Here is a 24852-nt window from a genome sequence, read left to right as displayed (position 1 = left end):
CCCGCCCGCTCAGGCGGCGACGGCCAGGCCGCCGACGCCGCGCAGCGGGCCGACGGCCCGTCCGTCCGGCAACAGCTCACCCGTGTCGTCGAACACGATCGTCCCGTTGCAGAGCAGGTACCAGCCCTGCTCGGGATGCGCGGAGACGATCGAGGCGGCGTGGTGGTCGGGGCTGTCGGCGGTCGGGCACGGAGGCTGATGGGTGCACATGGTCTCTCCCGCGTGACGAGGGTCTGCCTCTGTAGTAGAGCGGAGGTTGTTTTCCTCTGTATGTGGAGACCCCAACACCCGGGGAAATTCATCTGTGAGGTGCGAAGTCAGGCAGCCGCCAACTCCGTGCCCGGCGCCCGGCGTTCGAGGTGCAGCCGCAGCCCGTCCGGCATCACCGTCAGCCGTTCCGTCACCCGCAGCCGGTAGTCCGGGTCGGGCCTCAGGTCGTAGCGGCGCAGCAGCAGGCCGAGGACGAGTGTCGCCTCGTGCAGCGCGAACTGGCGGCCGATGCAGGCCCGGGCGCCAGTGCCCCAGGGCTTGAACGCGTGGGCGGGGCGGGCGCGTACGGCCGCCGCGTCGAAGCGGTCCGGGTCGAACCGGTCGGCGTCGGCGCCCCAGACGGACGGATCGCGGTGCAGCAGCGGGGCGAGGACCAGTGTCCAGGCGCCCTTGCGCATCGGATGCTCACCGCCGAGCACCGTGTCGCGCCGGGCCTCACGGGAGAAGCCCGGCGCCGTCGGCCACAGCCGCAGCGACTCGTCCAACACCCGCCGCACATACCGCAGTTTGGCGACCTGGTCGTAACCGGGGACCGCCGTCCCGCCCCACACGCGGTCCACCTCGGCGCGGGCGCGGGCGGCGGTCTCCGGGTGCTGGGAGAGGTAGTGCAGGGCGAAGGAGAGCGCGCCCGATGTCGTCTCGTGGCCCGCGATGAGGAAGGTGAGCACCTGCCGGCGGACGTTCTCCGGCGCGAGACGTTCACCGGTCTCCGGGTGGGTGGTGTCGAGCATGCGGTCGAGCAGATCGCCGGTGCCTGTGGCGTCCGCCGCCCGGCGGGCCCGCACCAACTCGTCGACCGTGCGGTTGAGATAGGCCATCGACGCCTCGTTGCGGCGCGTGGCCCGGCGCAGCAGCAGCGGGGCGAGCGGCGCCGGGACCATGTTCAGGGACTGGGCGTGGTTGAGGGTGCCGACCATCGCCGTCACGAAGGGGTGCGGGCGGTCGCGCTCGAAGGAGCCGAAGTCGTGGCCGAAGCCGGTGCGCGCGATCGTCTCCAGGGTCAGCTTCGTCATGTCGCCGGGCACGTCCACCGCGCGCCCCGCCGCCTGCTCCCGGTCCCAGTGTTCGGTGAGCCGCTCGGCCACGGCCAGCATCATCGGGTGGTAGCCGGCCATCGCCTCCCGGCTGAAACCGGGCGCCAGCACGTCGTGCGCCAACTGCCAGTTGGGCTCGTGGTTGTACGCCGTGAACAGCCCGTCCCCGGCGATCGGGCGCAGGTTGGCCACCCCGAGGCCCACATGCTTGGCGAAGCGCGCCTCGTCCGCGAGATCGGCGGTCAGCTCCGCGCCCCACACGAACACGATCTCCTTGCCGAACGCCTTGCGCCGGAAGATCGGCCCGAGCCGCCGCCCGACCCGCATCGAGTCCTGGAGGGGAGTACGCGGACTGACCCCGGCCAGGTCACCGAGCAGCGGGATCCGGCGCGGCGGGTACGGGATGCGGTGCAGCTCCGGCCAGTCCAGCTCGGCACTGCGGAATCCCCTGGCCCGGGCGGGCGAGGTCCCGGTCGCCGTCTCGGTCATGACGCCATCTCCCTTGATGCGCTGGCTGGTTGAGACTGTTGTACGTCGGTTCAATAGCGGATTCAGTCTGGTCCCGCTGTTGAATCCACGTCAAGTAGCGTCAAGTAAAGTGCGGACATGGCCGCGAAAGAGGGGGAGCGCACACGTCGGCGGTTGAGCACCGGCGAACGCCGGGAGCAGCTCCTGTCGGTCGGTGCGCGGCTGTTCTCGGAGAGTCCGTACGACGAGGTGTGGATCGAGCAGGTCGCCGAGATCGCCGGGGTCTCGCGCGGGCTGCTCTACCACTACTTCCCGACCAAGCGGGACTTCTTCGCGGCGGTCGTCGAGCGCGAGAGCGAGCGCATGATGCGGATGACGGCGGCCGTCCCTGGCGTGCCCGCCCGCGAGCAACTGGACGCCAATCTCGACGCGTTCCTCGCGTACGTCGAGGAACACGCGCACGGCTACCGCGCCTTCCACCGCGCCGACGCCTCCGGCGACCAGGCCGTACGGAAGGTCTACCAGCGGGCGCTCGCCACGCAGGAGCGGCAGATCCTCGAAGCCCTCGCCGCCGACCCGGAGTTCGGGCCGCTGTGCGAGGAACGGCCCGAACTGCGGCTCGCCGTCCGGGGCTGGCTGGCCTTCACTACCGCCGTCTGCCTGGAGTGGCTGCGCGGCCCTGAGCTGTCCCGGGAGCAGGTGCGGGAGCTGTGCGCGCGGGCGCTGCTCGGCACCCTCGCGCCCTGAGTCAGGCGGGTTCAGCGTCCGTCTGCGGTACAGGAATCGCACAGGATCGCCGGAGGTGGTTGGCGTACACCCAGATCTTCGATAGGTTAGGCAAGGCTTACCTAAGGAGGTTTGGGATGGGTGACAGTCCGACCTGGACGGCCGCGCCCGCGGCGGCGGAACGCGCGCGCTCGGTGCTCGCGGCGGCATGGTCCTGCGCGGTGACCGCGGACGGCGGGCGCGAGGAGTTCGTCGGCGCGCACACCGTCGGCGAGGACGGCCGGGTGATCCTGGACGTGCCCGCGGACAGCACACTGCTCGCCGCCGCCGTCTGCGCCCCGCGCGGCGAGCCGTCGGCCGTGCTGGAGTTCGCGGACGTCTCGCCCGTCCCCGTGCGCAACCGGATCCGCGCCCGGCTCTGGATGGCCGGCTGGTTCTCCGTCGAGGGCGAGCAACTGGCGTTCCGGCCGACGCGCGTGGTGCTGCGCCAGACGTCCGGTGCCACCGTCATCGACCTCGACGAGTTCGCCGCCGCCGAGCCCGACCCGCTGGCCACGGCCGAGGCGAGCCTGCTGACCCACCTCGCCGACTGCCACGGCGACGCCGTCGAGCGCCTCACCCGCCTCGTCGAGCCGGAGAGCCTGCACGGCGCCGTCAAGGTCCAGCCGCTCGCCGTCGACCGGCACGGCCTCACCCTGCGCATCGAGCGGGCCCGCGCCCACGGCGACGTACGGCTGGCGTTCCACCGGCCCGCCGACACCGTGGCACAGCTCACCGAGCGCATGCACATCCTCCTGACCCAGGCCAGCGCCGCCTCGTGCCCCCGCGCACTACAGCGGCAGCGCACAGACGACGACGGGTGACGCGAACGGCTCGCCCACGAGCCGCAGTCCACCACTGACGGGGTCGACGCGGAAGACGCTGACGGTACCCGACCGCTGGTTCGCCGCGAACAGCAGATTCCCGTACGGGGAGAGGGCGAGCTGACGCGGGAAGTCACCGGCGACGGGCACCGTGTCGAGCAGCCGGAGGCGAGCACCGTCCGCCTCCACCGCGTACCGCGTCAGGCTGTTGTGGCCGCGGTTCGCCAGATACGCGTACCGCCCGTCCGGGGTCACCACGAACTGGGCCGGGTAGCTGGTGCCCGCCCCCGTCCCCGTGGACTGCGCCTCCCCGATGGTCAGCCGCCCGTCGGTGGGGGAGTAGGTGCAGACGGCGACCGTGTTGTCGACCTCGTTGGCGAGGTAGGCGTACCGGCCGCCGGGGTGGAAGGCGAGATCGCGCGGACCCGCGCCCGGGCGGGTCGACGCGCGCGAGGTCTCCGTGAGCGTGCCGCGTTCGAGGTCGAGACGGTACGTGTAGACCGTGTCGGTGCCCAGGTCGACGGCGAGGACATGACCGCCGTCGGGACCGGTGACGAACTGGTGCGCGTGCGGGCCCTGTTGACCGGGGCCGGGCGCGGGACTGGAGTGTGTGACCAGCTCGACCCGCTCGCCTAGCGCACCCGAGCCGTCGATCGGGTGCACGGCCACGCTGCCGGAGCCGTAGTTGGCGCTGAGCAGCCACCGCCCACTCGGATGCACGGCCAGCTGGCAGGGCCCGGCGCCGCCGGTGCCGCGCGTGCCGAGTACGTGATGCTCGTGGTTGCCGGCGCCGAGCCGGACCGCGGTCACGCCGCCGCCCTCGCGCTCGTTCACCGCGTAGAGGGTGCGGCCGTCGGGATGGACGGCGAGATACGAGGGGTCGGCGACGCCGGTGAGGGTGCCGACGCCGGTGATCCGACCCGAGGTGGGGTCGTAGGTTGCGAGGCCGATGCCGGTACCGCCCCCTTCGGCGGAGGTGTAGGTGCCGAGGAACAGGGGGCGGGGGGTGATGGGGCCGGACGGCTCGGGGGTGGGCGCGGGCGCCTCCGGGGCGTCGACGGGCTCCACGGGGACGGCGGCGAGCGCTCTGGCGGGCACGGTGGCCACGGCGGCGGTACCCGCGGCGGCCCCCACGAACCGCCGCCGACTCCACCCGCCACGCCCACCGCGCACCGGTTCCGTACCACCGTTCATTGCCTGCACCCCGGGTCTCGGTCGCGTCAGCTGTGTTCAGCTGTGGGGCAACTCTGACGTGGATTGGGGTGGGGGTGCAAGAGGAGCAATGCGCGTTGCGTGGGCTGCAACGGGTGGGGGGCTTTTTCCTCGCCCCGCCGCCCCTACCCGTTCCCATCCTCGGGGGCTCCGCCCCCGAACCCCCGTATCGCGCTGAACGCGCTCGTCCTCAAACGCCGGACGGGCTGACTACCTAGCCACGGCCGGCACCACTCAGCCCGTCCGGCGTTTGAGGACGAGGCCGTCAAGGCCGATCAACCCCCCACCCACCCCCGCCTTGCCCACCCACCCAGGGGGGTCTGGGGGCACCGCCCCCAGGGATGGGAACGGGTAAGGGCGGCGGGGGCGAAAACCGCTACCAGTCACCGTCCTCCACCGGCTTCCCCAGCACCGGCTTCACCTGCCCCGCCGAAGGCTCCTCCCAGGGCTCATGGTCCCCGCCCAGCCACTCACCCACCGGCTGCACCGCAGCCAGCGGATCCGTCGGAGCAAGATCCGCGGCGTCCTCGTCGAAGTAGTCGAACCACGGCAGGCCCGCCCGCGTGTACGCCGCGCGGTCCACGGGCGACGGCGGTGGGGCCTCGCCCGTGATGCGGCGCCACTCGGGCGGCGTCACCAGGTGCACGAACACCCGGCCTCCGGGGCGCTCGGCCCAGTGCTTCAGCGGCCGGTCGTCCTGGTAGACCTCCTGGCGCATGGAGCCGCCGACCCCGAGCCCCATCGCCGCCCCCGACCGCTGCGGCCCCGCCGCACCGCTCGGCGCCGGCGGAGCGCCCACCGCCATGGGTGCCGCAGGCATGGCCCCGCCGTAGCCCCCCGACTGAACGGGCGCCGCCCGCATCCGCTCCGTACGCAGCCGCTCCTCCTCCCGCCACTTCGCCAGTTCCCCGTCGGTCAGCGGGAACGACTGCAACTGCACGCCGCCCCACACCTCCTCGCCGGTGACCTGGCCCTCGACGGTCGCCCCCAGCCCCAGCGGCACCGCCACGAACTGACGCACCGTGCCCTTGCCGGAGTTGATGCCGTCCAGCCAGGGCTGACGGGGCAGCACCACGTAGTTCTGCGGCTTCCGCGACAACCGGTCGCTCCACGGCTTGCCCGACACCGCGCACACCTTGCCCACACCCACCTGCAACGCGGCGGGCTGCGAGGTCCCCGCGAAACTCAGCCACATCGCCTCGCGCAGATACACCGGGAGCAGCACACCACCACGCGCCCGCCAGGCCTCGGGCACGGTGTCCGCGTAGTCGGCGACCCGGCGCACCGGGAACTCGCCGAGCCCCGGCGGCAGCGGATGCGTGCCCGTCTCCGGCAGCCGGAGGGTGCGGACGAACCGTACGGACACCCCGCCCGGCAGCCTCAGCGTGTTCCCGTCGATCCGCACACCGGAGTCACTCATGCGCCGCCCCTCAACCTCGGTCGTCCTGTTCACGTTCATGTTCATGTGAGTTCTTCATGTGACTTCGTCACATAGAACGACGTCACACGGCCCTGCGGTTCCTGCCCGGCACCCGTACCCGCACCCGCTGCGCGAACTTCCGCAGCCGCGCCAGCCACGGCATCCGCTCCCGCTCCTCGCGGGTGCAGCGGTCCAGCTCCTCCAGGAGCCGCCGGGAGCGGTGCTCGGTGTCCAGTTCGTCGAGGATGCGGTTGACCTCGGTCAGGACCGCGCCGTGCAGCTGCCACTGGGTGGCGTCCTGCTGGATCTCCGCCAGGAGCAGCTGGGCCAGCTTGTCGCGGGTGGCCGTCGCGGCCCGTAGTTCGGTGGCCAGCCGGGACTCCGCCGACTCGGCGCTCACGCTGACGTCGGTGGTCACGAGGACCGCGAAACTGACCACGGCGTCGGCGATCTCGGACAGCAGCCGCTCCAGCGCCGCGCCCGTCTCCGGGGCGAACAGCGGCTCGGGATCCCGTTCCTTGGCCAGGTCGGTGAGGCTGCGGGCGAGGACACGCAGGACGACCGTGCAGATCTCCAGCGTGTCCAGACCGGTGCGCAGCACGACCCGGTGCAACAGGCCTTCCCGGACACGCGGGTTGAGGCGCAGGCTGTCCTCGGCCTGTTTCAGGGCCGCGTCCACCTCGACGATGTCGTGGTCGAGCCGACGGGCCTCGTGGAGGCGGGCGGTCGCGTGGTCCACGGGAGTGCGGCCCGCCGCCTCCTCGCCCATCCGCAGCATCAACTGCCGTACCCGGCGCGCCAGATCCTCGATGGACTCACCGGCCGCGTCCACCCACACCGGGGGCGCCAGCAGCAGGTTGAAGGCGAGCCCGACGACCGCGCCGATCACCGTCTCCAGGACCCGCGCCCAGGCGGTGTCGCCGACCCGGGTGACGCCGAGCACCAGCATCGCGCTGATCGCCACCTCGGGCACGAACTCGCTGACCCGCACCAGATGCCCGACCGCCAGCGAGGCCAGGATGAGCAGTCCCAGGCTCCACCAGGTGAGCCCCACCAGCACGCTGAAGCCGATCGCGATGACGACCCCGGCGACCACCGAGTTCACCCGGCGGATACCGGTGGTGATCGTGGCGTACAGGGTGACCTGGACGACCAGGAGCGCGGTCAGCGGAGCGGTGAGCGGCGCGGACTCGGGGCTGACGCGGAGGGCGACGACGTAGGCGATCGTCGCGGCGGCGGCCGACCGCAGCGTCTGCACGACCACCGGCTCGCGATGCCTGTCCACGAACCGGACGACGGACGCCGTCCACTCACCGGGTACCACTCGCACGCGTGCATGCCTCCTTCTCCGCCGTCCCGTCCTTCCCGCAAGCGGACCGAGCGTACTCACGGGGGTCCGGAAGTGTGTGCGACGGGAAGGGAGGTATTCCTCACGTGATCAGGGATGTTTCCCTTGTTGACCAACAGGTTGTTGATCTCTGAGACCGGCCGGTGATCTCCTGGTCGGTATGGCCGACGACCCCGACTCCCCGCACACGAGGGCCCTGCGTCATGTCGCCGCCCTCTCCGGCGGCCGGGCCGTGCCGCCGGACCTGCGGGTGACCCTGAACTTCCACCCCGACCGGACGGTCCGCGACCTGCCCCTGCTCCGGGCGCTGGCCCAGGACGGCGTCTACCACTCGCAGTTCGTCACCGGCACCAGCAACGGCGGGCTCACCGCCAGTCCCGGCGGCGACCGTTGGCGCTGGGAGAGCCGGATCTTCGCGGCGGCGTACGACAGCGCGCCCGCCCACCAGCGCCCGGTGTACGGCGCGTTGAACTTCCGCCGCCAAGTCGTCGGCGCCGCACCGAGGTTCGGCTCCTCGCACTTCCGGCTGACCGGCGCCGCCCTCACCCGGGCCACCTTCTGCTACCCGGACAGCGCGGCGGAACCAGCCCACTTCGGCGTCGCCGCCGGTATGTCGCTCATCGCCCTCGCCGAGGCGGACGACCGGGACGCGCTCGACGACTACGTCGAGGCCCAGATCCACGGGCCCGTACTCCTCGACCGGGACGTCGAGGCGCTGGTCCTCGACGCGAGCTATCGCGGCACCCCGGTGGAGAAGGCGGCCCGCACCCTGCCCGTACCGCTCGAATGGCACCCCGGATACCGGCTCACCGTAGGGGAGTTGCGCCGGCACGCCGACTACCGGGGACCCGAGTACGTCGAACTCGGCGCCCGCATCGCCGAGGACGGCCGGCTCGACCCGCGCGTCATCGGGGACGCGGTCCGCACCGGCCGTCATGAACTCCAGCACCTGAAGATGGTGTGGCACTGCCTGGCCCGGTTCGGCGCCCCGGAGGGCGCGGGCACGGCCCGTCCCGACAGGGCCTAGCTCCCCTTGCCCGGCAGCGTCAGGTCGGTGGACCATGTATCGCCGATCGTGTCCTTGGGCGTGGCGGCGTTGTAGGTGTAGATACCGGCGAGCGGCAGCTTCTCGCCCGGCGCGGCGGACTGCAGGACGTCGCACAGATCGCTGACGGTGCGCATCGGCACGTCCTTGACGCTCGTGATCACGTCACCCTCCTCCAACTGGGCCTTGTCTGCAGCGGAGTTGGAGGCGGTACTCATCACGAACAGCCCGGTGTAGCCCTCGTCGAGGAGCTGGTTCTGCATGTCGAGGACGTACCGCTGGTCCTGGAGGTCCGGGAAGTAGTACGCGGAACTCAGGTACGGGTCCTCCAGGGAGACGAGTTCCCACCCGGGGTCGTTCTTCCGGTCGCCCGCCACCAGCCCGTCGAGCAGGGGCTTCGCGTGGTCGCCGGCGATCGAGTAGTACTGCCCCTGCGCCTCCGAGTTGCCCAGGGTGTTGATCCCGACGACCTTGCCGTCGGAGTTCAGCAGGGGCCCGCCGGAGTTGCCGTGGTTCAGCGTCGCCGAGTGCTGGATGGTGGCCGGGAGATGGGGATAGGACACGCTCAGATCGGCGGGGACGTCCGGCGACTGCACGCTGCCGGACGTGTACACGGGCTTCTGCGTGGCGTAGTCGGTGAGGGACGTCGGATAGCCGAGGGCGGTCACGGTGTCGGCGGCCTTGAGGTCACCGCTGTCGCCGAACTCCAGCTCCTTCAGGTCGTCCTGAGGAGCCGTCAGCTTCACGACGGCCAGGTCCTCGCAGGGATCGCTGCCGAGGACCCGTACGGCCACCGGCTCCTTGTCGTCGATGACCACCTTCAACGCGCCCTGGCCTTCGACGACATGGGCGTTCGTCAGGATGAGCCCCTGATCGGCGTCGTAGACGAAGCCGCTGCCGAGCGCCGAGTTGCCGATCACGTGCACGGTGGCCGGTGCGGCCTCTTCGAAGATCTCCTGCGGCGACGGATCGTCCGCCGGGACGGCCACCGCGGCCGTCCCGCCCAGGGCGACCAGCACGGCCGAGGCACCCGCCACCGCGGACTTGGTTCTCACGCCCATAAGACGCCGCCCTCCGACACCGGGCGGTCCGCCCCACCCCAGGACCCGGCCCGGAATTGATCGTTACCACCTCCAGAGTATCCCCGTATGTCGGCTCTGTCCTGTCTGTGTCGCGGCGGCGGACGGGTCAGGGCCCGCCTGTCCTCCGTACCCTGTTCCGGTGGCGCACGCGGGGCGCGGGCGCGGCTGGTCGAGGCCGGGGGAGGCACGGACGATGAGCGATTCGTGGGAGCGGGCCAGGCGGGTCCTCGCGTCGGCGGGGCTGCCACCGGACGACCTCACGGACTGCCGTCCGCTCACGGGAGGGACGTACAACGTCGTCGAGGAGCTGCGGCTGGTCGACGGCAGTCGGTACGTCCTGAAGATCCCGCCGCCGGAGACGGTCCCCGGGATGCGCCACGAGGTCCGACTCCTCGTCGCCGAGGCCGAGTTCTACCGCGCCGCCGGCACCGTCGACGTACCGGCGCCGAGCGTCGTGGCCCTCGGCGACGGCCACCTGCTGATGACCGCCGTCCCGGGCGACCCGTGGGACGACTCCGTGACCGACGCCGAGCGGACGGTCCTGCGGAGCGAGCTGGGCGCCCTGGTGGCCCGCCTGCACACGGTCACCGGACCGGCCTTCGGCTACCCCTCCGGCGCGCTCGGCCCCCTCGCCGCCGACTGGCGTACGGCCTTCACCACCATGCTCGACGCCGTCCTCGACGACGCGGCCCGCTACGGCGCGTGGCTGCCGGTCCCAGTGACGGAGGTGGCCCGTGCCCTCCGGGGCGCGTACGACGTGCTGGACGAGGTCACCGTCCCCCGACTGGTCCACTTCGACCTCTGGCGGGGCAACATCCTGGTCGACCGCTCGGCCGGACCGCCCCGCATCGGCGGCCTCATCGACGGGGAACGCATGTTCTGGGGCGATCCGGTGGCCGACTTCGTGTCGCTGGCGCTGCTCGGGGACATCCAGGGCGACGAGCCGTTCCTGAGGGCGTATCGGGAGGCGGGCGGATCGGTCGGGTTCGAGGAGAACGTCTGCCGACGCCTCGCCCTCTACCGCGCCTACCTGTACCTGATCATGCTGACCGAGGTGGTGCCCCGGGCCACGGGGGAGGAGTGGGTGCGGGAGGTGGTCGGGCCCGCGCTGATGGAGGCTCTGGAAGATCTTCCCCCGCGCGCCGCCCACGGGGGTCAGTGAGGTCCCAGTGCGTAGTCTGATGCGGTGCAACTGTCCTTGGGAGAACGTGTGCGGCCGGCGGTGGCCCGATGACGGACTTCGGCGCGATCGACGCCCTGCTGGCCGGTGCCCGCCAGGAGGTGCCCCTGCCCTCGGTCGAGGTGCGGCGCGGGCTGCGGGAGGGGCTGAACCTCTCGCGCGCCCAGGTCGCCCAGGCGCTCGGGGTGAGTCCCTCCACCGTCGGGGGGTGGGAGTCGGGGCGCGACCCCGGCGGCGAAGTCCGCGAGAAGTACGCCTACTTCCTCGACGGGGCGCGTACGTGGCTGGAGGCGCAGGCCGAGCAGGCCGCTGAGGAGGTCTCGGCGGACGACGACGATGCCTCCGCCTCCGGGGACGCAGAGCTTGAGGAGTCGGAGGCAGGGGCAGCGGAGGCCGAAGGTGAGGCCGAGGGCGAGTCGGAGACCCTGGCCGTCGCCCAGCCCTGCGTGCTCTGCGGGCACCCCGCCCGTCACCAGGTCGCCGGGTTCCCGCAGCACCTCGACCCCGGTGAGTGCGGCGGGGAGACGGCCACGGTCAGCGAACCTCCCGCGAAACCCGCAGCCGCTCCGGTCGCCCCGCCTGTCAAGGTCGTGCCCGTCGGCCGGCGCGTCCAGGCCGTCTCCGACGGGCCCGATCCGATCGCCGCCGCAGTCGCCGGTGCCCTTGCCGAACACGCGGGGGACGTCGACGCGGCGACCGCCGCGCTGATCAAGCGGGCCATCCCGGACGCGATGGCGCTGCTCGACTCGACCCGCAAGGGCGGGCGGTACGACGTCGTGGCCCACCCCTGGATCCCGGACATCCTGCGCAAGCAGACCGCACGCGGTGCCGACCAGATCTGGGAGGCCCGCCCCAAGTGGGCCCGCCGCGAACTCCCGCCCGGCGCCCACGAGGTGACCGCGCTCGACATCAACGGCGCGTACCTCTCCGCGCTCAAGACCCATCTGCCCATCGGCCAGTTGGAGCACTCCACCGGGTTCGGCCACGACCGCCGCCGGGCCGGCGTCCACCTGATCACGCCGCCCGTCTGGGACCACGAGGCCGAACTCCCCAACCCGGTCGGCAACCGCGACGAACCGGGCCCGCTGTGGGTGACCGAGCCGACGCTGCGGCTGCTGCTCCGGCTGTCCGGGCCGAAGTACGGACTGTGCGAACCGCCGGAGATCCACGAGTCGTTCACCTCCGGCGCGACCGAGAACCTGCTGGAGAAGTTCCGGATCGCCCTGAAGGACGCGCGCGACCGGGCCATCGAGCAGGACGACGAGGTCACCCTCGAATACGTGAAGGCGATGTACTCCAAGTTCGTCTCCACGATGGGGGAGTCGAACTACAACCGGGAGCTGTACCGCCCCGACTGGATGCACCTGATCCGCTCGCAGGCCTTCGCCAACCTCTGGACCAAGGCGTACAAGGCGTACGGCGAGGGGCTGACCGTCGTGCGCGCGATGGGCACCGACGAGCTGCACGTCATCGGCGACTGGCGGAGCGTCTTCCCGGAAGGGCGTGGCGTTTCCGAGGTCAAGATCAAGGACACCTACACCGTCGGCGAGGATACTGATCCCGCCGCCACGGGCGAGCACGAGAACGAGCACGAGGACTGAGCGACAGTGAGGGAGGCGGTGCATGCCTGAACACATCCAGGAGTTCGGGAAATACGGTGCCAGGGGCATCAAGGGCAGCGCGGCCGTCGCACGCCGGCTCGACATGCTGGCGGGCGGAATCGTCACGCCGATCACGACACGGCGCGGGCTGCTGGCGCGGCTGCACTACCTGACGCGCACCGACCACGCCCGGTCGGCGGCACGGGAGGCGGGGCTGACGGTCACCGACCGTACGCTCAAGGCGTGGCTGGAGGGCCGGCGCAGCCCGTCGAAGCGGAACCTGGAGAAGATCGAGCGGGCGTACTGGACGGTCCGTCGGCAGAACGTCGCCCGGTATCTCGTCGGGCGGCTCAACGCCCGAGGTCGTGGCACCCGCGTCGAACTGCACCCCGTCAACCAGTCCCAGGTGGACCGGCCACGCCAGCGCGTCGTCGAGTTCCGCACGCTGAACATCCGGCACTGGGACCAGCTCGTCCAGGCCTGGTCCACCGGTGACACCCAGGCCTTCGACGACGCCTGGACCGACCAGATCGTCGACCTCGGGTCCCAGTGGGGCCAGTACGAGTACGTCACGAACGTCGGATTCGCCGCCTGAACCCCGGCCCCGCGGTCGGGGCCGGGACGGCGCGAGATGATCGTGGCATGAGTGAGATCATCCTGATGTCCGACGCGAAGGTGGCCGCCGTACCCGTCATGGAGTGCGGTGAGCGGCTGGTGGACGTGCGCGGCGCCCTGCTCACCGACGACCGGCAGCAACACGCGTCCGGCGGCGCCCAGTTCCGGCTGCGGCAGGGCGTCCTCGACCGACTGCTCGACGCGCAGGCACAACTCCCCGACGGCATACGGCTGCTGTTCGTCGAGGGCTACCGGCCCCCCGCCCTGCAACGCCGTTACTTCGACGAGTACTCCGCCGAACTGCGCGCCCAGCACCCGGACTGGCCCGACGACCGCCTCCGTGCCGCCGCCAGCCGCTACGTCTCCCCGCCCGAGATCGCCCCGCACAGCGCGGGCGCCGCGGTCGACCTGACCCTCGCGGACGCCGACGGCCGCGAACTCGACCTGGTCACGAGCCACTCCTAGGCCCGATGGGGCGCAGCCCCCAGGGGCGCGGGGAACTGCGCGACCAGCCCCTACCGGCCCGCGGCCGAACGAACTGCCCGACCAGCTGAGCGCTACGCGGAGAACGCGTTCACCCCCGTAAGGGCAGCCGACACCTCCCACAGCCGCGCAGCCGCATCCGCATCGACCGCGTAGTCCCGCACCCCACCGCTCTGGTCGCCCGGAGTCGCGGGCTCGGCGATGTCGCAGTCCTCGCAGTAGACGCCGCCCATACCGGCGAGCTGCGGGGAGGTCGCGGCCCACACCTGCGTCGCCGCACCTTGCTCGGGCGTCTTGAACCCCGCCAGGTCGAGCGCGTTGCCCTCGGCGTCCCGCCAGCCGCGTTCGATCTGCTCGGCGATCGGGATGTGGCGCTGGAGCGGGGTGAGGATGGCGCCGGGGTGGAGGGAGAAGGCGCGGACGCCCGCGTCGCGGCCGAGCCTGTCGAGGTGGACGGCGAACAGGACGTTGGCCGTCTTGGCCTGGCCGTACGCCTCCCACTTGTCGTAGCCGCGCTCCCAGTGGAGGTCGTCCCAGCGGACGTCGGAGAAGTGGTGGCCGCGGGAGGAGACGGAGACGACGCGTGCGCCGCCGGGCGCGATGGCCGGCCACAGCCGGTTGACGAGGGCGAAGTGGCCGAGGTGGTTCGTCGCGAACTGGGCCTCCCAGCCGGGGCCGACCCGGGTCTCGGGGCAGGCCATGATCCCGGCGTTGTCGATCACGAGGTCGAGGGGGCGCCCGGAGGCGAGGAAGCGCTCGGCGAAGGCGCGCACGCTGTCCAGGTCGCCGAGGTCGAGCGCGTCCACCTCGACGCCCTCGACACCGGCCAGCGCCTCCCGGGCGTGCTCCGGACGACGCGCGGGCACGACAACCCGCGCGCCCGCCTCGACGAGGGCACGGGTCGTCTCCAGGCCGAGCCCCGAGTAACCGCCCGTGACGAGCGCGAGCTTCCCGGAGAGATCGATGCCCGCGAGGACGTCGTCGGCGGTGCTACGGGCATCGAAGCCCGAGCCGATCTTGTGCTGTGCGGTGGTCATGGACAGCACGCTACGAATTGGAGTGCGCTTGAAGTCAACCCTCACCGCCGTCACCCCAACCCCCACCCCACCCTCAGCCCGCCGGCAGCCGACGCTCCCGCGCCCACCCCAGCACCTCCTCCGCCGACCACGTGGTGACCACCCGCTCCGCGGGCACCCCGCACTCCTCCGCGCGGGCGCAGCCGAGGATCTGCCAGTCCAGCTGGCCGGGGGCGTGGGCGTCCGTGTCGATCGTGAAGAGGGTGCCCGCCGCCACCGCCTGCCGTAGGAGTCGGCGTGGTGGGTCCAGGCGTTCCGGGCGGCTGTTGATCTCCACCGCCGTGCCCGTCTCCGCGCACGCAGCGAACACCGCCTCCGCGTCGAACTCCGACTCCGGACGTGCCCGGCCCCCGCCCCGCTCGCCCCGCCCGCCTCCGCCACCCCTGGGCTCCCGCCCGACCAGCAGCCGCCCCGTGCAGTGACCGAGCACGTCCGAGTGCGGATCGCGTACGGCGGCCACCATCCGCCGGGTCATCGCGCGGGCGTCCATGCGCAGCTTGGAGTGGACGGACACCACCACGACGTCCAGCAGGGCCAACAGGTCCGGGTCCTGGTCCAGGGAGCCGTCGTCGAGGATGTCGCACTCGATGCCGGTGAGCAGCCGGAACGGTGCCCAGGCCGCGTTCAGCTCCTCGACCACCGCCAGCTGCTCGCGCAGTCGTTCCGCCGACAGGCCACGCGCCACCGTCAGGCGCGGTGAGTGGTCCGTGAGCACCGCCCACTCGTGGCCGAGCCGGGCCGCCGTGCGGCCCATCTCCTCGATCGGGCTGCCGCCGTCCGACCAGTCGGAGTGCAGATGACAGTCCCCGCGCAGGAGCGCCCGCAGGCGTTCCCCGGCCCCGGGCGACGGGGCCACGCCCTGTTCGCCTTCCAGTTTCTCCAGGTAGGCGGGCACCTGCCCGGCCAGCGCCTCGCGCACCACCTGTGCCGTCTTCGGGCCGATGCCCTTGAGCGACTCCAGCCTGCCGGTCGCCGCCCGCTGCCGGATCTCCTCCGGGGGCAGCTCCGCCAGCACGTCGATCGCGGTACGGAACGCCCGTACGCGATAGGTGGGAGCCAGCGAGCGCTCCAGCAGGAAGGCGATCCGGTCCAGGGCCTCGACCGGACCCAGCGATCTCGGCGTCGGTATCGGTGGCGGTGGGGGCTTCGAGGGCGGCATCGGCAATCTCACCTCCGCCCCCAGCGTCGCGCGCGTTCGGCCGGCGCGCACCACGGCGGGGGACGGAGGCGGCTCTCCTGGGGCTGCCCTGTGGCCGGTACATGATGGCCGGATTCGCTCTACGCTCTATCCATGACCGAAATCGGGAGCCCTTACATCGCTCACCCCCGGATCATGGTGCTCGGGGTGCAGCCGGGCGTGCCGCCGTTCCGCATCATCGAGATCGACGGGGAGGTGGTCGGTGCCGCGCGGGCGCTCACCGATGTCCTGGTGGTCGCCGCCGCGGCCGGCATCACCGTCCACGATCTCGACGATCCGGACGTGATCCGCTGGGTCGGCGGCGACAAACTCACCTGGACGAGATAGCGACCGGGCAGCGACGGGAGGCGTAGCTCTCCACGGTTCTCTACGAATCTCTACGCCCGTTTCTTCGGCGCGTGCACCGCGCGGCTGATCCGGCGGCCCAGGAACAGGTAACCGATCAGCGCGCCCGTCGTGTTGAGGATGACGTCGTCGATGTCGAAGGCACGCCCGGTGATCAGCGTGCCCTGCGCCAGCTCGACCATCAGCATCACGGTCGCGGTCAGGAACAGCACCCGCAGGACCCCCCGCGCCTTGGGCAGGATGACGGGCACCAGCAGGCCGAACGGCACGCCCAGCAGCACGTTCCCGCCGATCTGCCGGGCCGCGTCCCGCATTTCGGGCTGGTCGAGATAGGCGCGCAGCGAGCGGCCCGGGTGCAGGTTGGTGTGGGTCAGCGCCACGGACGCCGGGGACGGCTCAAGGGTCAGCCGGGCCAGGATCACGGCGAACGCCACCATGAACACGAAGGCGCACAGCACCGTCAGCAGCCGGGCCAGGAAGACGAACGGCCGGCGCTTCGGCGCAGCCGCCTTCTCGGGTGCCGGTTTCGGGGATGCCTTCGGCGCGGTCCTCGGCGCGGTCTTCGAGGGCTTCGCGGCCTTCCTGCTCCTCAACGAGAACTTGGGCCGAGACTTGGCCGCGGGTTTCGACGCCTGCTTCGAGGCCGGCTTCGACGCCGGTTTCGACTGCGACTTGGGCGTGGACTCCTGCGGGCTCTTGGGCGGCTTGCTCTCGGCCTTCGCGGGGCGCAGGCGCAGCGCGGCGAGGGAGCGCGGAGCTGTTCGGGCCATCAATGTCCTCCGGTCTTCAACTGACCCCCGTGCAACGGCGGTTACCCCCGAACAGGGCGAGGATTCCGCTCCGAACGGCTTTCCCTCAGCTGCCGTAGGTGACGGTCACCTTGGTGAAGCCGAGGGAGCCGAGCAGGCCCTTGAGCATGCCCGTGGTGTTCTGCTCGGCGCGAGCGGTCAGACCGCTCTCCTTCGCCGCGTCGCCGATGTGCCGGGCCGCCAGCTTCTGGACGGCCTGTTCGTCGTTCGGATTGTCGGAGAAGAGATCGGTGATCCGGTCGAACAGTCCGCGCTGCTTCGAGACCGCGTACGAGCGGTCGGGGTTCAGCGCGGGCTTGCCCAGTGCCGCGTGCGGCAGCCGGAGCGTCGCGGCCGTACGGTCCTCGTTGACCGTCACGTCGCTCTTCGCGACCTTGCCGAGATCGACATAGGCGTCGACCGTGCCCGCACCCACATAGAGGACGCGGGTGCCCTTGATGGCGTCGGGCAGGTACTTCGTGTCCTTCTCCAGGTCGACCACGACCTGGAAGTTGCCGGACGCCGCGTCGTAGCGGCTCATGTCCTGGATGGACTCGAGGAGCGCGGGTCCGGAGCGGTCCTTCGTCTCCTCGCCGAAGATGTCCCCCAGCCCAGGAAGCACCGCGAGCCGGAGCCCGGCCAGCAGCAGCACGAACACCAGCACCACGGCACTCAGTACTTTGGCCCACACCGGCATACGTCGCACGGCCTTGATGGACGTCGTCATGGCGACGGACCCCTTTCTTCCTGCGTACTGAACCGAATGCCCGCCAAATGCCACGGCAGACCGCTCTGTTGATGGATCGGGACAATTGCGTGGGGGCCTACCGGAGCGCGCGGTCGCCCGACGGGCGCGACCACCACACACCCTCCCCGTGTGTGAGCCCCGGCAACCGCAGTTCGGCCTCGCGTACTCGCCGCGCCGCCAGCGCACCGGTGAGCTGCCAGCCGGCCCCGCCGTCCGTGCTCCCGCCCGCCCTGGTCGGCCCGAACTCCGCGCCGAGGGACGCCAGCAGACCGGTCACCGGCGCCAGCGCGCTCGCCGGGATCTCCAACTCGAAGGCGTGGTACGGCTCGTACACCCGCGTCCCGGCCCGCTCCAGCGCCCGGCGCAGCACGACCGGCGTGAGCGCCCGGAAGTCCGCGGCCGTGCTGAGCGGCCCGACGAACCCGGAACGCACGAGCACGACCCGGCAGTCCGTGACCGGCCACTCGCAGGGTCCGGCCAGCAGGCTCGCGTGCACCGTGTCCTCGATCGCCTGGTGGAACGCCCGGGGCAGCGCGCCGAGTTCGGTCTCGTACGTGAACACCGTGCCCGAGTCGATCGGTCCCGGTTCGACCCGCAGCCCGACGGTCGCGTAGCAGCGGGCGCGGTCGAGCCACGGGTACTCCTCGTACGCCTCACCGGTGCCCGCGGGTCGCTCCAGGTACCGGACGCGGCTGGGCTCGAACTCGGCGTCGATGCCGAAGTCCTGGGCGAGGGTGGCGGCGACGACCTCCTTCTGCACCTCGCCGTAGAGGAGCAGGGCCGTGCTGCCGTCGGCCGCCGGACGGGCGTGGGTCAGCGGGTCCTGGTCGGAGAGGGCGAGGAGCGCTGCGCGCAGCCGTGCCGACTGCTCCGGGCGGCGGGCCCGGACCAGGGTCTCCAGTGACGGGGGCGCGAACTGCGGGGCGCGGTCGGTGAGTTCGCCGAGGCGGTCGCCGCCCCGGACGGTGGGGAGACCGGTCAGGGCGGCGATGTTCCCGGCGGTGAGCGGGCCCCGGCGGCCGATCACTTCGAGGCCGGTGACCCGGCCGGGGACCTCGGTGGTCCGCCCGTCGGCGCCGCGCCGCAGGAACGTCAGTCGCTGACGTTCCGTCACCTCACCCTCGTACAGCCGGAGATACGCCGTACGCCCGCCGTCCGGAGCCGGACGGACGGCGAACACCGTGCCGCGCGGGGGTACTTCGGTGGCGGTCGGGTCGGGGCGGGGGATCAGCCGGGTCAGGGCCTCGACGAGTTCGGGGACGCCCTGGCCGCCCAGCGCGGAGCCGAAGAGGAGCGGGTGGAGCGAGCCGTCGGCGGTACGGGCGGCCAGGGCCTTCGCCAGCTCGTCCGGAGTCGGCGCGGGGCCGTCGACGACGGCCGCGAGGATGCCGGGATCGACCTCGGCGACGGCTTCCGCCGTGGCCGGCGCAGTCAGCGGGCGGGGCCGGGTGCGGGCGGCCGGGGTGCCGACGGCGGTCACGTCGGTGAGCGGGACGATGTGCGGGGTGAGTCGGCGGCGGATGTCCGTGAGGAGGGCCTCGGAGCGGGCGCCCGCGCGGTCGATCTTGTTGACGAAGACCAGCGTGGGCAGCCGGAGCCGTCGCAGCGTCCGCATCAGCACGCGGGTCTGCGCCTGGACGCCCTCCACGGCCGACAGCAGCAGCACGGCGCCGTCCAGGACCTCCAGGGCCCGCTCGACCTCGGCGATGAAGTCGGAGTGGCCAGGTGTGTCGATGAGATTGATCTGCGTGTCACCGGCCGTGAACGCGGCGACAGCCGAGCGAATGGTGATCCCGCGCTGCCGCTCGATCACGCCGTCGTCCGTACGGGTGTCCCCGCCGTCGACGCTGCCGAGCCGGCCGATCGCGCCCGCGTCGAACAGCAGCCGCTCGGTGAGACTGGTCTTACCGGCGTCGACGTGGGCCAGGATCCCGATGTTCAGGGTGGGCCGGGAAGACAAGGAGTGCATGGGTGGGCGAGTCCTCAAGAACTGTGGTCCGGCATGGGCGGCGGAGAGTTCCGAGGAAACGGCGCATTCCGGGCTCCTGAGGTCGGGTCGACTAGGCAGCGGCCATCATGCCGCGGCCCCGCCGCCCGACCGCAACCGGATTTCCGGGCCCCGAGCCCTTCTCCCGGCCCCGCCGACCGGCATTGCCGACCGCGACCGGTTCGTCACGCCACGACCGGCTTTCCGGCCCGCGACCGCTTCTCCGGGCCGCAACTTGTTTTCCGGGGCTGCGACGGCTTGTCCCGGCCGCGACCGGCTCTCCGGGCCGCCAGCGAACTACCCAGCCGCGCGCGGCTCCCCTGCCACGCACAGTTCCCCCTGCCACGACCGATTCGCCCCCGCCGCCACCGACCGTCCGGGCCCACCCGGATTTCCCGGCCGACCGTGACGGCGGACCGGCCCGTAACATGGGCGTCGGCCAGGGGGAATGATCATGCTAGGAGCAGATCGTGCGAGACATCGCCGTGTTCAGCGGTAGTGCCCACCCCGAGTTGGCGGTCGAGGTCTGTGAGCATCTGGGGGTGCCGCTGCGGCCCATCCGGGTCAGTCGGTTCGCCAATGACTGTCTTGAGGTGCAGCTCCAGGCCAACTGCCGTGAGCGGGACGTCTTTCTCGTTCAGCCGCTGGTCACCCCGGTCCAGGAGCATCTCGTCGAGCTGCTGATGATGTGCGACGCGGCGCGCGGGGCCTCGGCCGGGCGGATCTCCGTCGTCATGCCGCACTACGCCTACGCCCGCTCCGACAAGAAGGACATGCCCCGGATCTCGCTCGGCGGCCGGCTGGTCGCCGATCTGCTGGTCGCCGCCGGGGCGAGCCGGGTGCTCGCGATGACCCTGCACTCCCCGCAGGTCCACGGCTTCTTCTCGGTCCCGGTCGACCACCTGCACGCCCTGCGCGAACTCGCCGCACACTTCCGCCGGTACGACCTGTCCCGTACGACGGTCGTCTCGCCCGACCTCGGCAACGCCAAGGAGGCCGCGCACTTCGCCCGGCTGATCGGCGCCGAGGTGGCCGCCGGGGCCAAGCAGCGGTTCGCGGACGACCGGGTGCGCATCAGCTCCGTGATCGGGAAGGTCGCCGGACGGGATGTGATTGTGTTGGACGACGAGATCGCCAAGGGCAGTACGGTCCTCGAACTCCTGGAGCGGCTCAGGGAGTTGGGGCCGCGGTCGATCCGGGTCGCCTGTACCCACGGACTGTTCGCGGCGGGTGCGCTGAAACGGCTGAGCGAGCAGCCCGACGTACTGGAGATCGTGTGCACCAACACCGTGCCGATCCCGGAGGGCGAGCGCACCGAGAAACTGAAGGTGCTGTCCATTGCCCCGGCGCTCGCCGAGGCCGTACGGCGCATCCACAACGGCGAGTCGGTGAGCGCCCTGTTCGACGCACCGGGGACCTGACGGGCGCGGCGCCGGGCGGGTGCGGCCCGGTCAGCCGGTGGCCCGCGCGGTCATAAGGTGCCGCCGGACGTGCCCGGCGTACCGGAGGCGGCCTCGGGCAGCTCCAGGTCCGTCTCCAGGGCCAGGTCCAGTGACGCGACCGGCGGCAGCACCTTGGCCAGACCGGTGACCTTGAGGACGCGCAGGGTGAGCGGGTGCGCGCAGACCAGGTGGAGCCGGCCGCCGTGGGCGTGCACCCGGTGGCGGGCCCGGTACAGCAGGCGCAGGCCCGAGCAGTCGAAGAACTCGACACCCGTCAGGTCGATCACGACCAGCGCGTCCGGACGCCCGGTCGCCTCGTCCAGATGCGGGATGATCTCGACGGCCGCGGCGATGTCGATCTCGCCGTGGAACTCCAGCACCGTGTGGCCCCGGTCCTCGTGCACACGCAGGTGCCGGGTGGGCGGTGCAGGATCCTGCTGCACGATGACATCGCCTCCAACCGGCTGCTGGGGTGACGGGACCCGCAGCTGAGCACAACTGAGTTCCCCGCCCTGCAAGTTACCCCCGATGGAGTGAATTTGAGCATGTTCGATTGACATATGTCTTTGAAATCGCTGCGTATTTCGTACGGCTCTCCCCGCGAACCGCCCGCCGGGCCTACGACAGCGCGTGCCAGGCCTTGGACAGCGACTGCCGGAGCTGGTCCGCCTGATGCGAGGTGAGGTCGCGGATCATCCGTTCCTCCAGCTCCCGCACAGGCTCGGCGAAGCGGTCGAGCAGCTCGCGGCCGGCGTCTGTCAGCAGGATCAGCAGCTCCCGGCGATTGCGCGGATTGCGCTCCCGGCGGACCAGCCCGCGGTTCTCCAGGGACCGTACGAGATCCGCGATGGACTGTGCGGTGACGAAGGAGTCCCGAGCCAGCTGGGCCGCCGAGAGGCCGTCGTGTCGCTCCAGAACGGTGAGCGAGGTGTACTGGAGTGCGGTGATTCCGGCCGGTCTGACCAGCTCGTCCAGATGCGAGCGGACTACCAGCTCCACCTGCTTGACCATGTAGAGCAGTGACGGGGGTGCCTTGGTGCTGACCATGGATTCAGATTAGAGCATTGACAGGAAACCTGTCTGTAATCAGACTGCGGACCAACAGGAATCCTGTTGATTGACATCTTGGCGACGATGCTGAGGAGCGGTGATGACCACCTTCGAGATCGAACCCGGGCGACTGTTCGTCGGAGGGCAGTGGCACGAGGCGGCGGACGGAGCGCGGACCGAGGTGGTCGACCCGTCCCGGGGCACGGTCCTCACGACGGTCGCCGAGGCGTCGGCGGCGGACGTGGACGCGGCCGTACGGGCGGCCCGCGAGGCCTTCGACAGCGGCCCGTGGGCCAGGACGACGGGCCGCGAACGAGGCCGGATCCTGAACCGGGTCGCCCAGCTGATCCGCGAGAACGCGGACGACATCGCGCGGCTGGAGAGCCTCGACGTGGGCAAGCCGATCAGCCTGTGCCACGCGGTCGACGTGACGAACGCGGCCAACGACTACGAGTACTTCGCCGCCCTCGCCTACTCCCTGGACGGCGCGACCCGCGAGACCGGACACAACGCCCTCGCCTACACCAAGCGTGAGGCCGTCGGCGTGGTCGCCGCGATCACGCCCTTCAACTTCCCGCTGATCCTGGCCGGTTCGAAGCTCGGCCCGGCACTGGCGGCGGGCAACACGGTGGTGCACAAGCCCGCCGACGAGACCCCGCTCAGCGCCCTCTACATGGCGAAGCTGCTCCAGGAGGCGGGCGTCCCGGACGGCGTCGTCAACGTAGTGACGGGCACAGGCCCGGTGGCGGGCGAGGCGCTCCTGCGCCACCCCGGCGTCGACAAGATCGCCTTCACCGGCTCCACCACCATCGGCCGCCATGTCGCGAGCGCGGCGGGCGAGGCCCTGAAGCCGGTCACCATGGAACTGGGCGGCAACGCGGCCCACATCGTCTTCGAGGACGCCGACGTCGAGAAGGCGGTCGGCGCGGTCATCAAGGGCTTCGTCTTCAACACCGGCCAGTTCTGCATGGGCGGACCGCGCCTGCTGGTCGCCCGCCCGGTCTACGAGACCCTGCTCGGCATCCTCGCCGACGCGGTGCCCGGCGTCCCGGTCGGCGACCCGAGGCAGCCGGAGACCGTGGTCGGCCCGATGGCGGGCGAGAAGCACCTGCGCAAGGTCGAGGAGTACGTGGCGCTGGCCCGCAAGGAGGGCGCCCGGATCGTCTGCGGCGGTGAGCGGCTCGACCTGGACGGCGGCTACTACTACAAGCCGACCGTGATCGCGGACCTCGCGAACGACTCCCGGGTCGTCCAGGAGGAGATCTTCGGCCCGGTCCTCACCGTCCAGCCCTTCGACTCCGAGGACGAGGCGGTCCAGCTCGCCAACTCCACGCCGTACGGCCTGGCTTCGGGCGTCCAGACCACCAACCTGGCCCGCGCCCACCGGGTCGCGAACCGGCTCCAGGCGGGCATCGTGTGGATCAACGACTGGGCGATGCTCGACCCCGCGATCCCCTTCGGCGGCGTCAAGGACTCGGGCTTCGGCCGCGAGTACGGTCCCGAGGCGCTGGCCGCGTACACCAGGGTCAAGTCGGTCGTCGTCTCGCTCGACTGAGCGCGCACGGCGCACCCGCGAACTCGAAGTCCCCCCAACTCGTACACCCCGTAAGGGAGTTCAGCATGCCCATCACCACCCGCGCCGCGGTCGTCGAGTCCGGCGGTGCGCCCTTCACCCTCTCCGACGTCGAACTGGCCGAGCCCGCGCCCACGGAGGCGCTCGTACGGCTGGTCGCGACCGGCCTGTGTCACACGGACCTCGGCGTGGCGAGCGGCGGACTGCCCTTCCCGCTGCCGGGAGTCCTGGGCCACGAGGGCGCGGGCGTGGTAGAGGCGGTCGGCTCCGCGGTGACCGGCATCGAGCCCGGCGACCACGTCGTCCTGTCCTTCACCTCCTGCGGCGACTGCCACAACTGCCGTGCCGGACACCCCTCGTACTGCGCGACCTGGCTGCCGCTGAACCTCCTCGGCGGCCGGCGGGCCGACGGCTCGGCCACGATCAGCCGCGACGGTACGGAGCTGGGCGGCCACTTCTTCGGCCAGTCCTCGTTCGCCGAGCGGGCGTTGGTCGATCAGCGGAGCCTGGTGAAGGTCGACGCGGAGGTGCCGCTGGAGTCGATCGCGCCGCTGGGCTGCGGAGTCCAGACGGGCGTGGGCGCGGTCTGGAACGTCCTGAAGCCGGAACTGGGCAGTACGGTCCTGGTCCTGGGCGCCGGGGCGGTGGGCCTCTCGGCGGTGATGGCGGCGGCGCTGACGCCTGCGACGAGGATCATCGCCGTGGACCGGGTGGGCGAACGCCTGTCTCTGGCACGGGATTTGGGGGCGACCGATGTCGTCAACGCGGGGGAGTCGGACCTCGGGGAGGCGGTGGCGCGTCTCACCGGCGGCCGGGGGGCCGACGGCATCGTCGAGACCACGGGCAATGTGGGTGTGCTGCGGCAGGGGGTCGACGCGTTGGCGCAGCGGGGCACGTTGGTGGTGGTGGGGGCGCCGCCGTTCGGTACGGAGGTCGCGCTGGATGTCAACGGGATGCTGGGTGGCAAGCGGGTGGTGGGCCTGACGCTGGGGGACGTCGAGACGCAGACGTTCATCCCGGCGCTGGTGGAACTGGTGAAGGCGGGGCGGCTGCCGCTGGACCGGCTGATCAGTACGTACCCGTTCGGTGACATCGATCAGGCGGTACGGGACATGGGAGCGGGCAAGACGATCAAGCCGGTACTGACCTTCGGCTGACCGCAGCCGTACCCGTTCCCATCCCTGGGGGCTGCGCCCCCAGCCCCCCTTTGTCCTCAAACGCCGGACGGGCGGGATATTTCAGCCCGTCCGGCGGTTGAGGACGAGCGGGGTCGGCGGGAGGCGGGGGTTCGGGGGCGG

The 24852-nt window shown here is 71.6% G+C and carries 23 protein-coding genes and 1 pseudogene; 11 read left to right on the top strand and 13 right to left on the bottom strand.

What is annotated here, in order from left to right; all coding sequences use genetic code 11:
* Window positions 1-9: 9 nt before the first annotated feature.
* Window positions 10-210, bottom strand: coding sequence for a DUF5999 family protein (locus CW359_RS10805; RefSeq protein WP_105969637.1), 201 nt, complete (start codon window positions 208-210; stop codon window positions 10-12).
* A 107-nt stretch (window positions 211-317) separates the two neighbouring features.
* Window positions 318-1793, bottom strand: a complete 1476-nt coding sequence (locus CW359_RS10800) for a cytochrome P450 (RefSeq protein ID WP_105969636.1) — start codon at window positions 1791-1793, stop codon at window positions 318-320.
* A 117-nt stretch (window positions 1794-1910) separates the two neighbouring features.
* Here CW359_RS10800 and CW359_RS10795 point away from each other — a divergent pair, with 117 nt between their 5' ends.
* Complete coding sequence (locus CW359_RS10795; protein WP_105969635.1) at window positions 1911-2519, top strand: TetR/AcrR family transcriptional regulator; 609 nt, start codon at window positions 1911-1913, stop codon at window positions 2517-2519.
* A gap of 116 nt (window positions 2520-2635) precedes the next feature.
* Window positions 2636-3361 (top strand): DUF2470 domain-containing protein, encoded by a 726-nt coding sequence (locus CW359_RS10790; RefSeq protein ID WP_105969634.1) that lies wholly within the window; start codon window positions 2636-2638, stop codon window positions 3359-3361.
* On the opposite strand, the gene CW359_RS10785 is transcribed toward CW359_RS10790, so the two are convergent.
* From CW359_RS10785 to CW359_RS10775, 3 genes are all read right to left on the bottom strand, one after another.
* Complete coding sequence (locus CW359_RS10785) at window positions 3329-4555, bottom strand: lactonase family protein (RefSeq protein WP_198655176.1); 1227 nt, start codon at window positions 4553-4555, stop codon at window positions 3329-3331. The two genes, CW359_RS10790 and CW359_RS10785, sit on opposite strands and share 33 nt — an antisense overlap.
* Window positions 4556-4949: 394 nt before the next feature.
* Window positions 4950-5993: a hypothetical protein gene (locus tag CW359_RS10780; protein WP_105969914.1), complete on the bottom strand. Its 1044-nt coding sequence runs from the start codon at window positions 5991-5993 to the stop codon at window positions 4950-4952.
* Between the two features lie 82 nt (window positions 5994-6075).
* The gene (locus CW359_RS10775; protein WP_105969633.1) at window positions 6076-7323 is read right to left on the bottom strand and encodes an FUSC family protein; all 1248 of its coding nucleotides are present in this window, start codon (window positions 7321-7323) and stop codon (window positions 6076-6078) included.
* Window positions 7324-7501: 178 nt separating this feature from the next.
* Here CW359_RS10775 and CW359_RS10770 point away from each other — a divergent pair, with 178 nt between their 5' ends.
* Window positions 7502-8368 carry a DUF3626 domain-containing protein gene (locus CW359_RS10770; RefSeq protein WP_105969632.1) on the top strand — a complete coding sequence of 289 codons (867 nt, stop codon included), beginning with the start codon at window positions 7502-7504 and terminating at the stop codon, window positions 8366-8368.
* On the opposite strand, the gene CW359_RS10765 is transcribed toward CW359_RS10770, so the two are convergent.
* Window positions 8365-9447 (bottom strand): S1C family serine protease, encoded by a 1083-nt coding sequence (locus CW359_RS10765; protein WP_105969631.1) that lies wholly within the window; start codon window positions 9445-9447, stop codon window positions 8365-8367. The genes CW359_RS10770 and CW359_RS10765 overlap by 4 nt on opposite strands.
* Window positions 9448-9661: 214 nt before the next feature.
* Here CW359_RS10765 and CW359_RS10760 point away from each other — a divergent pair, with 214 nt between their 5' ends.
* The 4 genes and pseudogenes from CW359_RS10760 to CW359_RS10745 form a co-directional block, all read left to right on the top strand.
* Complete coding sequence (locus CW359_RS10760; RefSeq protein WP_105969630.1) at window positions 9662-10630, top strand: phosphotransferase family protein; 969 nt, start codon at window positions 9662-9664, stop codon at window positions 10628-10630.
* 68 nt (window positions 10631-10698) lie between these two features.
* Complete coding sequence (locus CW359_RS10755) at window positions 10699-12249, top strand: helix-turn-helix domain-containing protein (protein WP_105969629.1); 1551 nt, start codon at window positions 10699-10701, stop codon at window positions 12247-12249.
* A 22-nt stretch (window positions 12250-12271) separates the two neighbouring features.
* Window positions 12272-12844, top strand: a complete 573-nt coding sequence (locus tag CW359_RS10750; RefSeq protein ID WP_105969628.1) for a transcriptional regulator — start codon at window positions 12272-12274, stop codon at window positions 12842-12844.
* A gap of 47 nt (window positions 12845-12891) precedes the next feature.
* Window positions 12892-13317 (top strand): annotated as a pseudogene (locus CW359_RS10745) (M15 family metallopeptidase); the annotation flags it as partial.
* Between the two features lie 104 nt (window positions 13318-13421).
* On the opposite strand, the gene CW359_RS10740 reads toward CW359_RS10745, so the two are convergent.
* Together CW359_RS10740 and CW359_RS10735 are read right to left on the bottom strand one after the other, a co-directional pair.
* A complete protein-coding gene (locus CW359_RS10740; RefSeq protein ID WP_105969913.1) occupies window positions 13422-14384 on the bottom strand; it encodes an SDR family NAD(P)-dependent oxidoreductase in 963 nt (320 codons plus the stop codon).
* 73 nt (window positions 14385-14457) lie between these two features.
* Window positions 14458-15534, bottom strand: coding sequence for a PHP domain-containing protein (locus CW359_RS10735; RefSeq protein ID WP_105969912.1), 1077 nt, complete (start codon window positions 15532-15534; stop codon window positions 14458-14460).
* 180 nt (window positions 15535-15714) lie between these two features.
* Here CW359_RS10735 and CW359_RS10730 point away from each other — a divergent pair, with 180 nt between their 5' ends.
* On the top strand, window positions 15715-15948 hold the full coding sequence (locus CW359_RS10730) for a hypothetical protein (RefSeq protein ID WP_105969627.1): 234 nt from the start codon (window positions 15715-15717) through the stop codon (window positions 15946-15948).
* A gap of 50 nt (window positions 15949-15998) precedes the next feature.
* Here CW359_RS10730 and CW359_RS46375 read toward each other — a convergent pair whose 3' ends face one another.
* The 3 genes from CW359_RS46375 to otr(A) all read right to left on the bottom strand — a co-directional run bounded on the left by CW359_RS46375 (window position 15999) and on the right by otr(A) (window position 19471).
* A complete protein-coding gene (locus CW359_RS46375) occupies window positions 15999-16736 on the bottom strand; it encodes a VanZ family protein (RefSeq protein ID WP_105969626.1) in 738 nt (245 codons plus the stop codon).
* 85 nt (window positions 16737-16821) lie between these two features.
* Complete coding sequence (locus CW359_RS10720; RefSeq protein WP_105969625.1) at window positions 16822-17481, bottom strand: DUF4230 domain-containing protein; 660 nt, start codon at window positions 17479-17481, stop codon at window positions 16822-16824.
* A 97-nt stretch (window positions 17482-17578) separates the two neighbouring features.
* On the bottom strand, window positions 17579-19471 hold the full coding sequence (otr(A), locus tag CW359_RS10715; RefSeq protein ID WP_105969624.1) for a tetracycline resistance ribosomal protection protein Otr(A): 1893 nt from the start codon (window positions 19469-19471) through the stop codon (window positions 17579-17581).
* Between the two features lie 488 nt (window positions 19472-19959).
* Here otr(A) and CW359_RS10710 point away from each other — a divergent pair, with 488 nt between their 5' ends.
* Window positions 19960-20910 (top strand): ribose-phosphate diphosphokinase, encoded by a 951-nt coding sequence (locus CW359_RS10710; RefSeq protein WP_105969623.1) that lies wholly within the window; start codon window positions 19960-19962, stop codon window positions 20908-20910.
* Between the two features lie 50 nt (window positions 20911-20960).
* Here CW359_RS10710 and CW359_RS10705 read toward each other — a convergent pair whose 3' ends face one another.
* Together CW359_RS10705 and CW359_RS10700 are read right to left on the bottom strand one after the other, a co-directional pair.
* Complete coding sequence (locus tag CW359_RS10705) at window positions 20961-21374, bottom strand: anti-sigma factor antagonist (RefSeq protein WP_232838348.1); 414 nt, start codon at window positions 21372-21374, stop codon at window positions 20961-20963.
* Between the two features lie 175 nt (window positions 21375-21549).
* Window positions 21550-21978, bottom strand: a complete 429-nt coding sequence (locus CW359_RS10700; protein ID WP_105969621.1) for a MarR family winged helix-turn-helix transcriptional regulator — start codon at window positions 21976-21978, stop codon at window positions 21550-21552.
* A gap of 103 nt (window positions 21979-22081) precedes the next feature.
* Between CW359_RS10700 and CW359_RS10695 the strand changes: the two genes are divergently transcribed.
* Together CW359_RS10695 and CW359_RS10690 are read left to right on the top strand one after the other, a co-directional pair.
* The gene (locus tag CW359_RS10695; RefSeq protein ID WP_105969620.1) at window positions 22082-23536 is read left to right on the top strand and encodes an aldehyde dehydrogenase family protein; all 1455 of its coding nucleotides are present in this window, start codon (window positions 22082-22084) and stop codon (window positions 23534-23536) included.
* A 65-nt stretch (window positions 23537-23601) separates the two neighbouring features.
* Window positions 23602-24711: an NAD(P)-dependent alcohol dehydrogenase gene (locus CW359_RS10690; protein ID WP_105969619.1), complete on the top strand. Its 1110-nt coding sequence runs from the start codon at window positions 23602-23604 to the stop codon at window positions 24709-24711.
* The last annotated feature ends 141 nt before the right edge of the window (window positions 24712-24852 follow it).

The sequence above is a fragment of the Streptomyces geranii genome (genome assembly GCF_002954775.1).
In the GTDB taxonomy this organism is placed as follows: Bacteria; Actinomycetota; Actinomycetes; order Streptomycetales; family Streptomycetaceae; genus Streptomyces; species Streptomyces geranii.
This window is presented reverse-complemented; position numbering and strand designations above follow the sequence as displayed.

Coding starts and splice junctions, on each gene's coding strand:
- CW359_RS10750 (WP_105969628.1), top strand. CDS start 12,272: ATGCCTGAACACATCCAGGAGTTCGGGAAATACGGTGCCAGGGGCATC.
- CW359_RS10695 (WP_105969620.1), top strand. CDS start 22,082: ATGACCACCTTCGAGATCGAACCCGGGCGACTGTTCGTCGGAGGGCAG.
- CW359_RS10690 (WP_105969619.1), top strand. CDS start 23,602: ATGCCCATCACCACCCGCGCCGCGGTCGTCGAGTCCGGCGGTGCGCCC.
- CW359_RS10770 (WP_105969632.1), top strand. CDS start 7,502: ATGGCCGACGACCCCGACTCCCCGCACACGAGGGCCCTGCGTCATGTC.
- CW359_RS10740 (WP_105969913.1), bottom strand. CDS start 14,384: ATGACCACCGCACAGCACAAGATCGGCTCGGGCTTCGATGCCCGTAGC.
- CW359_RS10765 (WP_105969631.1), bottom strand. CDS start 9,447: ATGGGCGTGAGAACCAAGTCCGCGGTGGCGGGTGCCTCGGCCGTGCTG.
- CW359_RS10755 (WP_105969629.1), top strand. CDS start 10,699: ATGACGGACTTCGGCGCGATCGACGCCCTGCTGGCCGGTGCCCGCCAG.
- CW359_RS10785 (WP_198655176.1), bottom strand. CDS start 4,555: ATGAACGGTGGTACGGAACCGGTGCGCGGTGGGCGTGGCGGGTGGAGT.
- CW359_RS10720 (WP_105969625.1), bottom strand. CDS start 17,481: ATGACGACGTCCATCAAGGCCGTGCGACGTATGCCGGTGTGGGCCAAA.
- CW359_RS10700 (WP_105969621.1), bottom strand. CDS start 21,978: ATGGTCAGCACCAAGGCACCCCCGTCACTGCTCTACATGGTCAAGCAG.
- CW359_RS10800 (WP_105969636.1), bottom strand. CDS start 1,793: ATGACCGAGACGGCGACCGGGACCTCGCCCGCCCGGGCCAGGGGATTC.
- CW359_RS10780 (WP_105969914.1), bottom strand. CDS start 5,993: ATGAGTGACTCCGGTGTGCGGATCGACGGGAACACGCTGAGGCTGCCG.
- CW359_RS10730 (WP_105969627.1), top strand. CDS start 15,715: ATGACCGAAATCGGGAGCCCTTACATCGCTCACCCCCGGATCATGGTG.
- CW359_RS10795 (WP_105969635.1), top strand. CDS start 1,911: ATGGCCGCGAAAGAGGGGGAGCGCACACGTCGGCGGTTGAGCACCGGC.
- CW359_RS10790 (WP_105969634.1), top strand. CDS start 2,636: ATGGGTGACAGTCCGACCTGGACGGCCGCGCCCGCGGCGGCGGAACGC.
- CW359_RS10760 (WP_105969630.1), top strand. CDS start 9,662: ATGAGCGATTCGTGGGAGCGGGCCAGGCGGGTCCTCGCGTCGGCGGGG.
- CW359_RS46375 (WP_105969626.1), bottom strand. CDS start 16,736: ATGGCCCGAACAGCTCCGCGCTCCCTCGCCGCGCTGCGCCTGCGCCCC.
- CW359_RS10805 (WP_105969637.1), bottom strand. CDS start 210: ATGTGCACCCATCAGCCTCCGTGCCCGACCGCCGACAGCCCCGACCAC.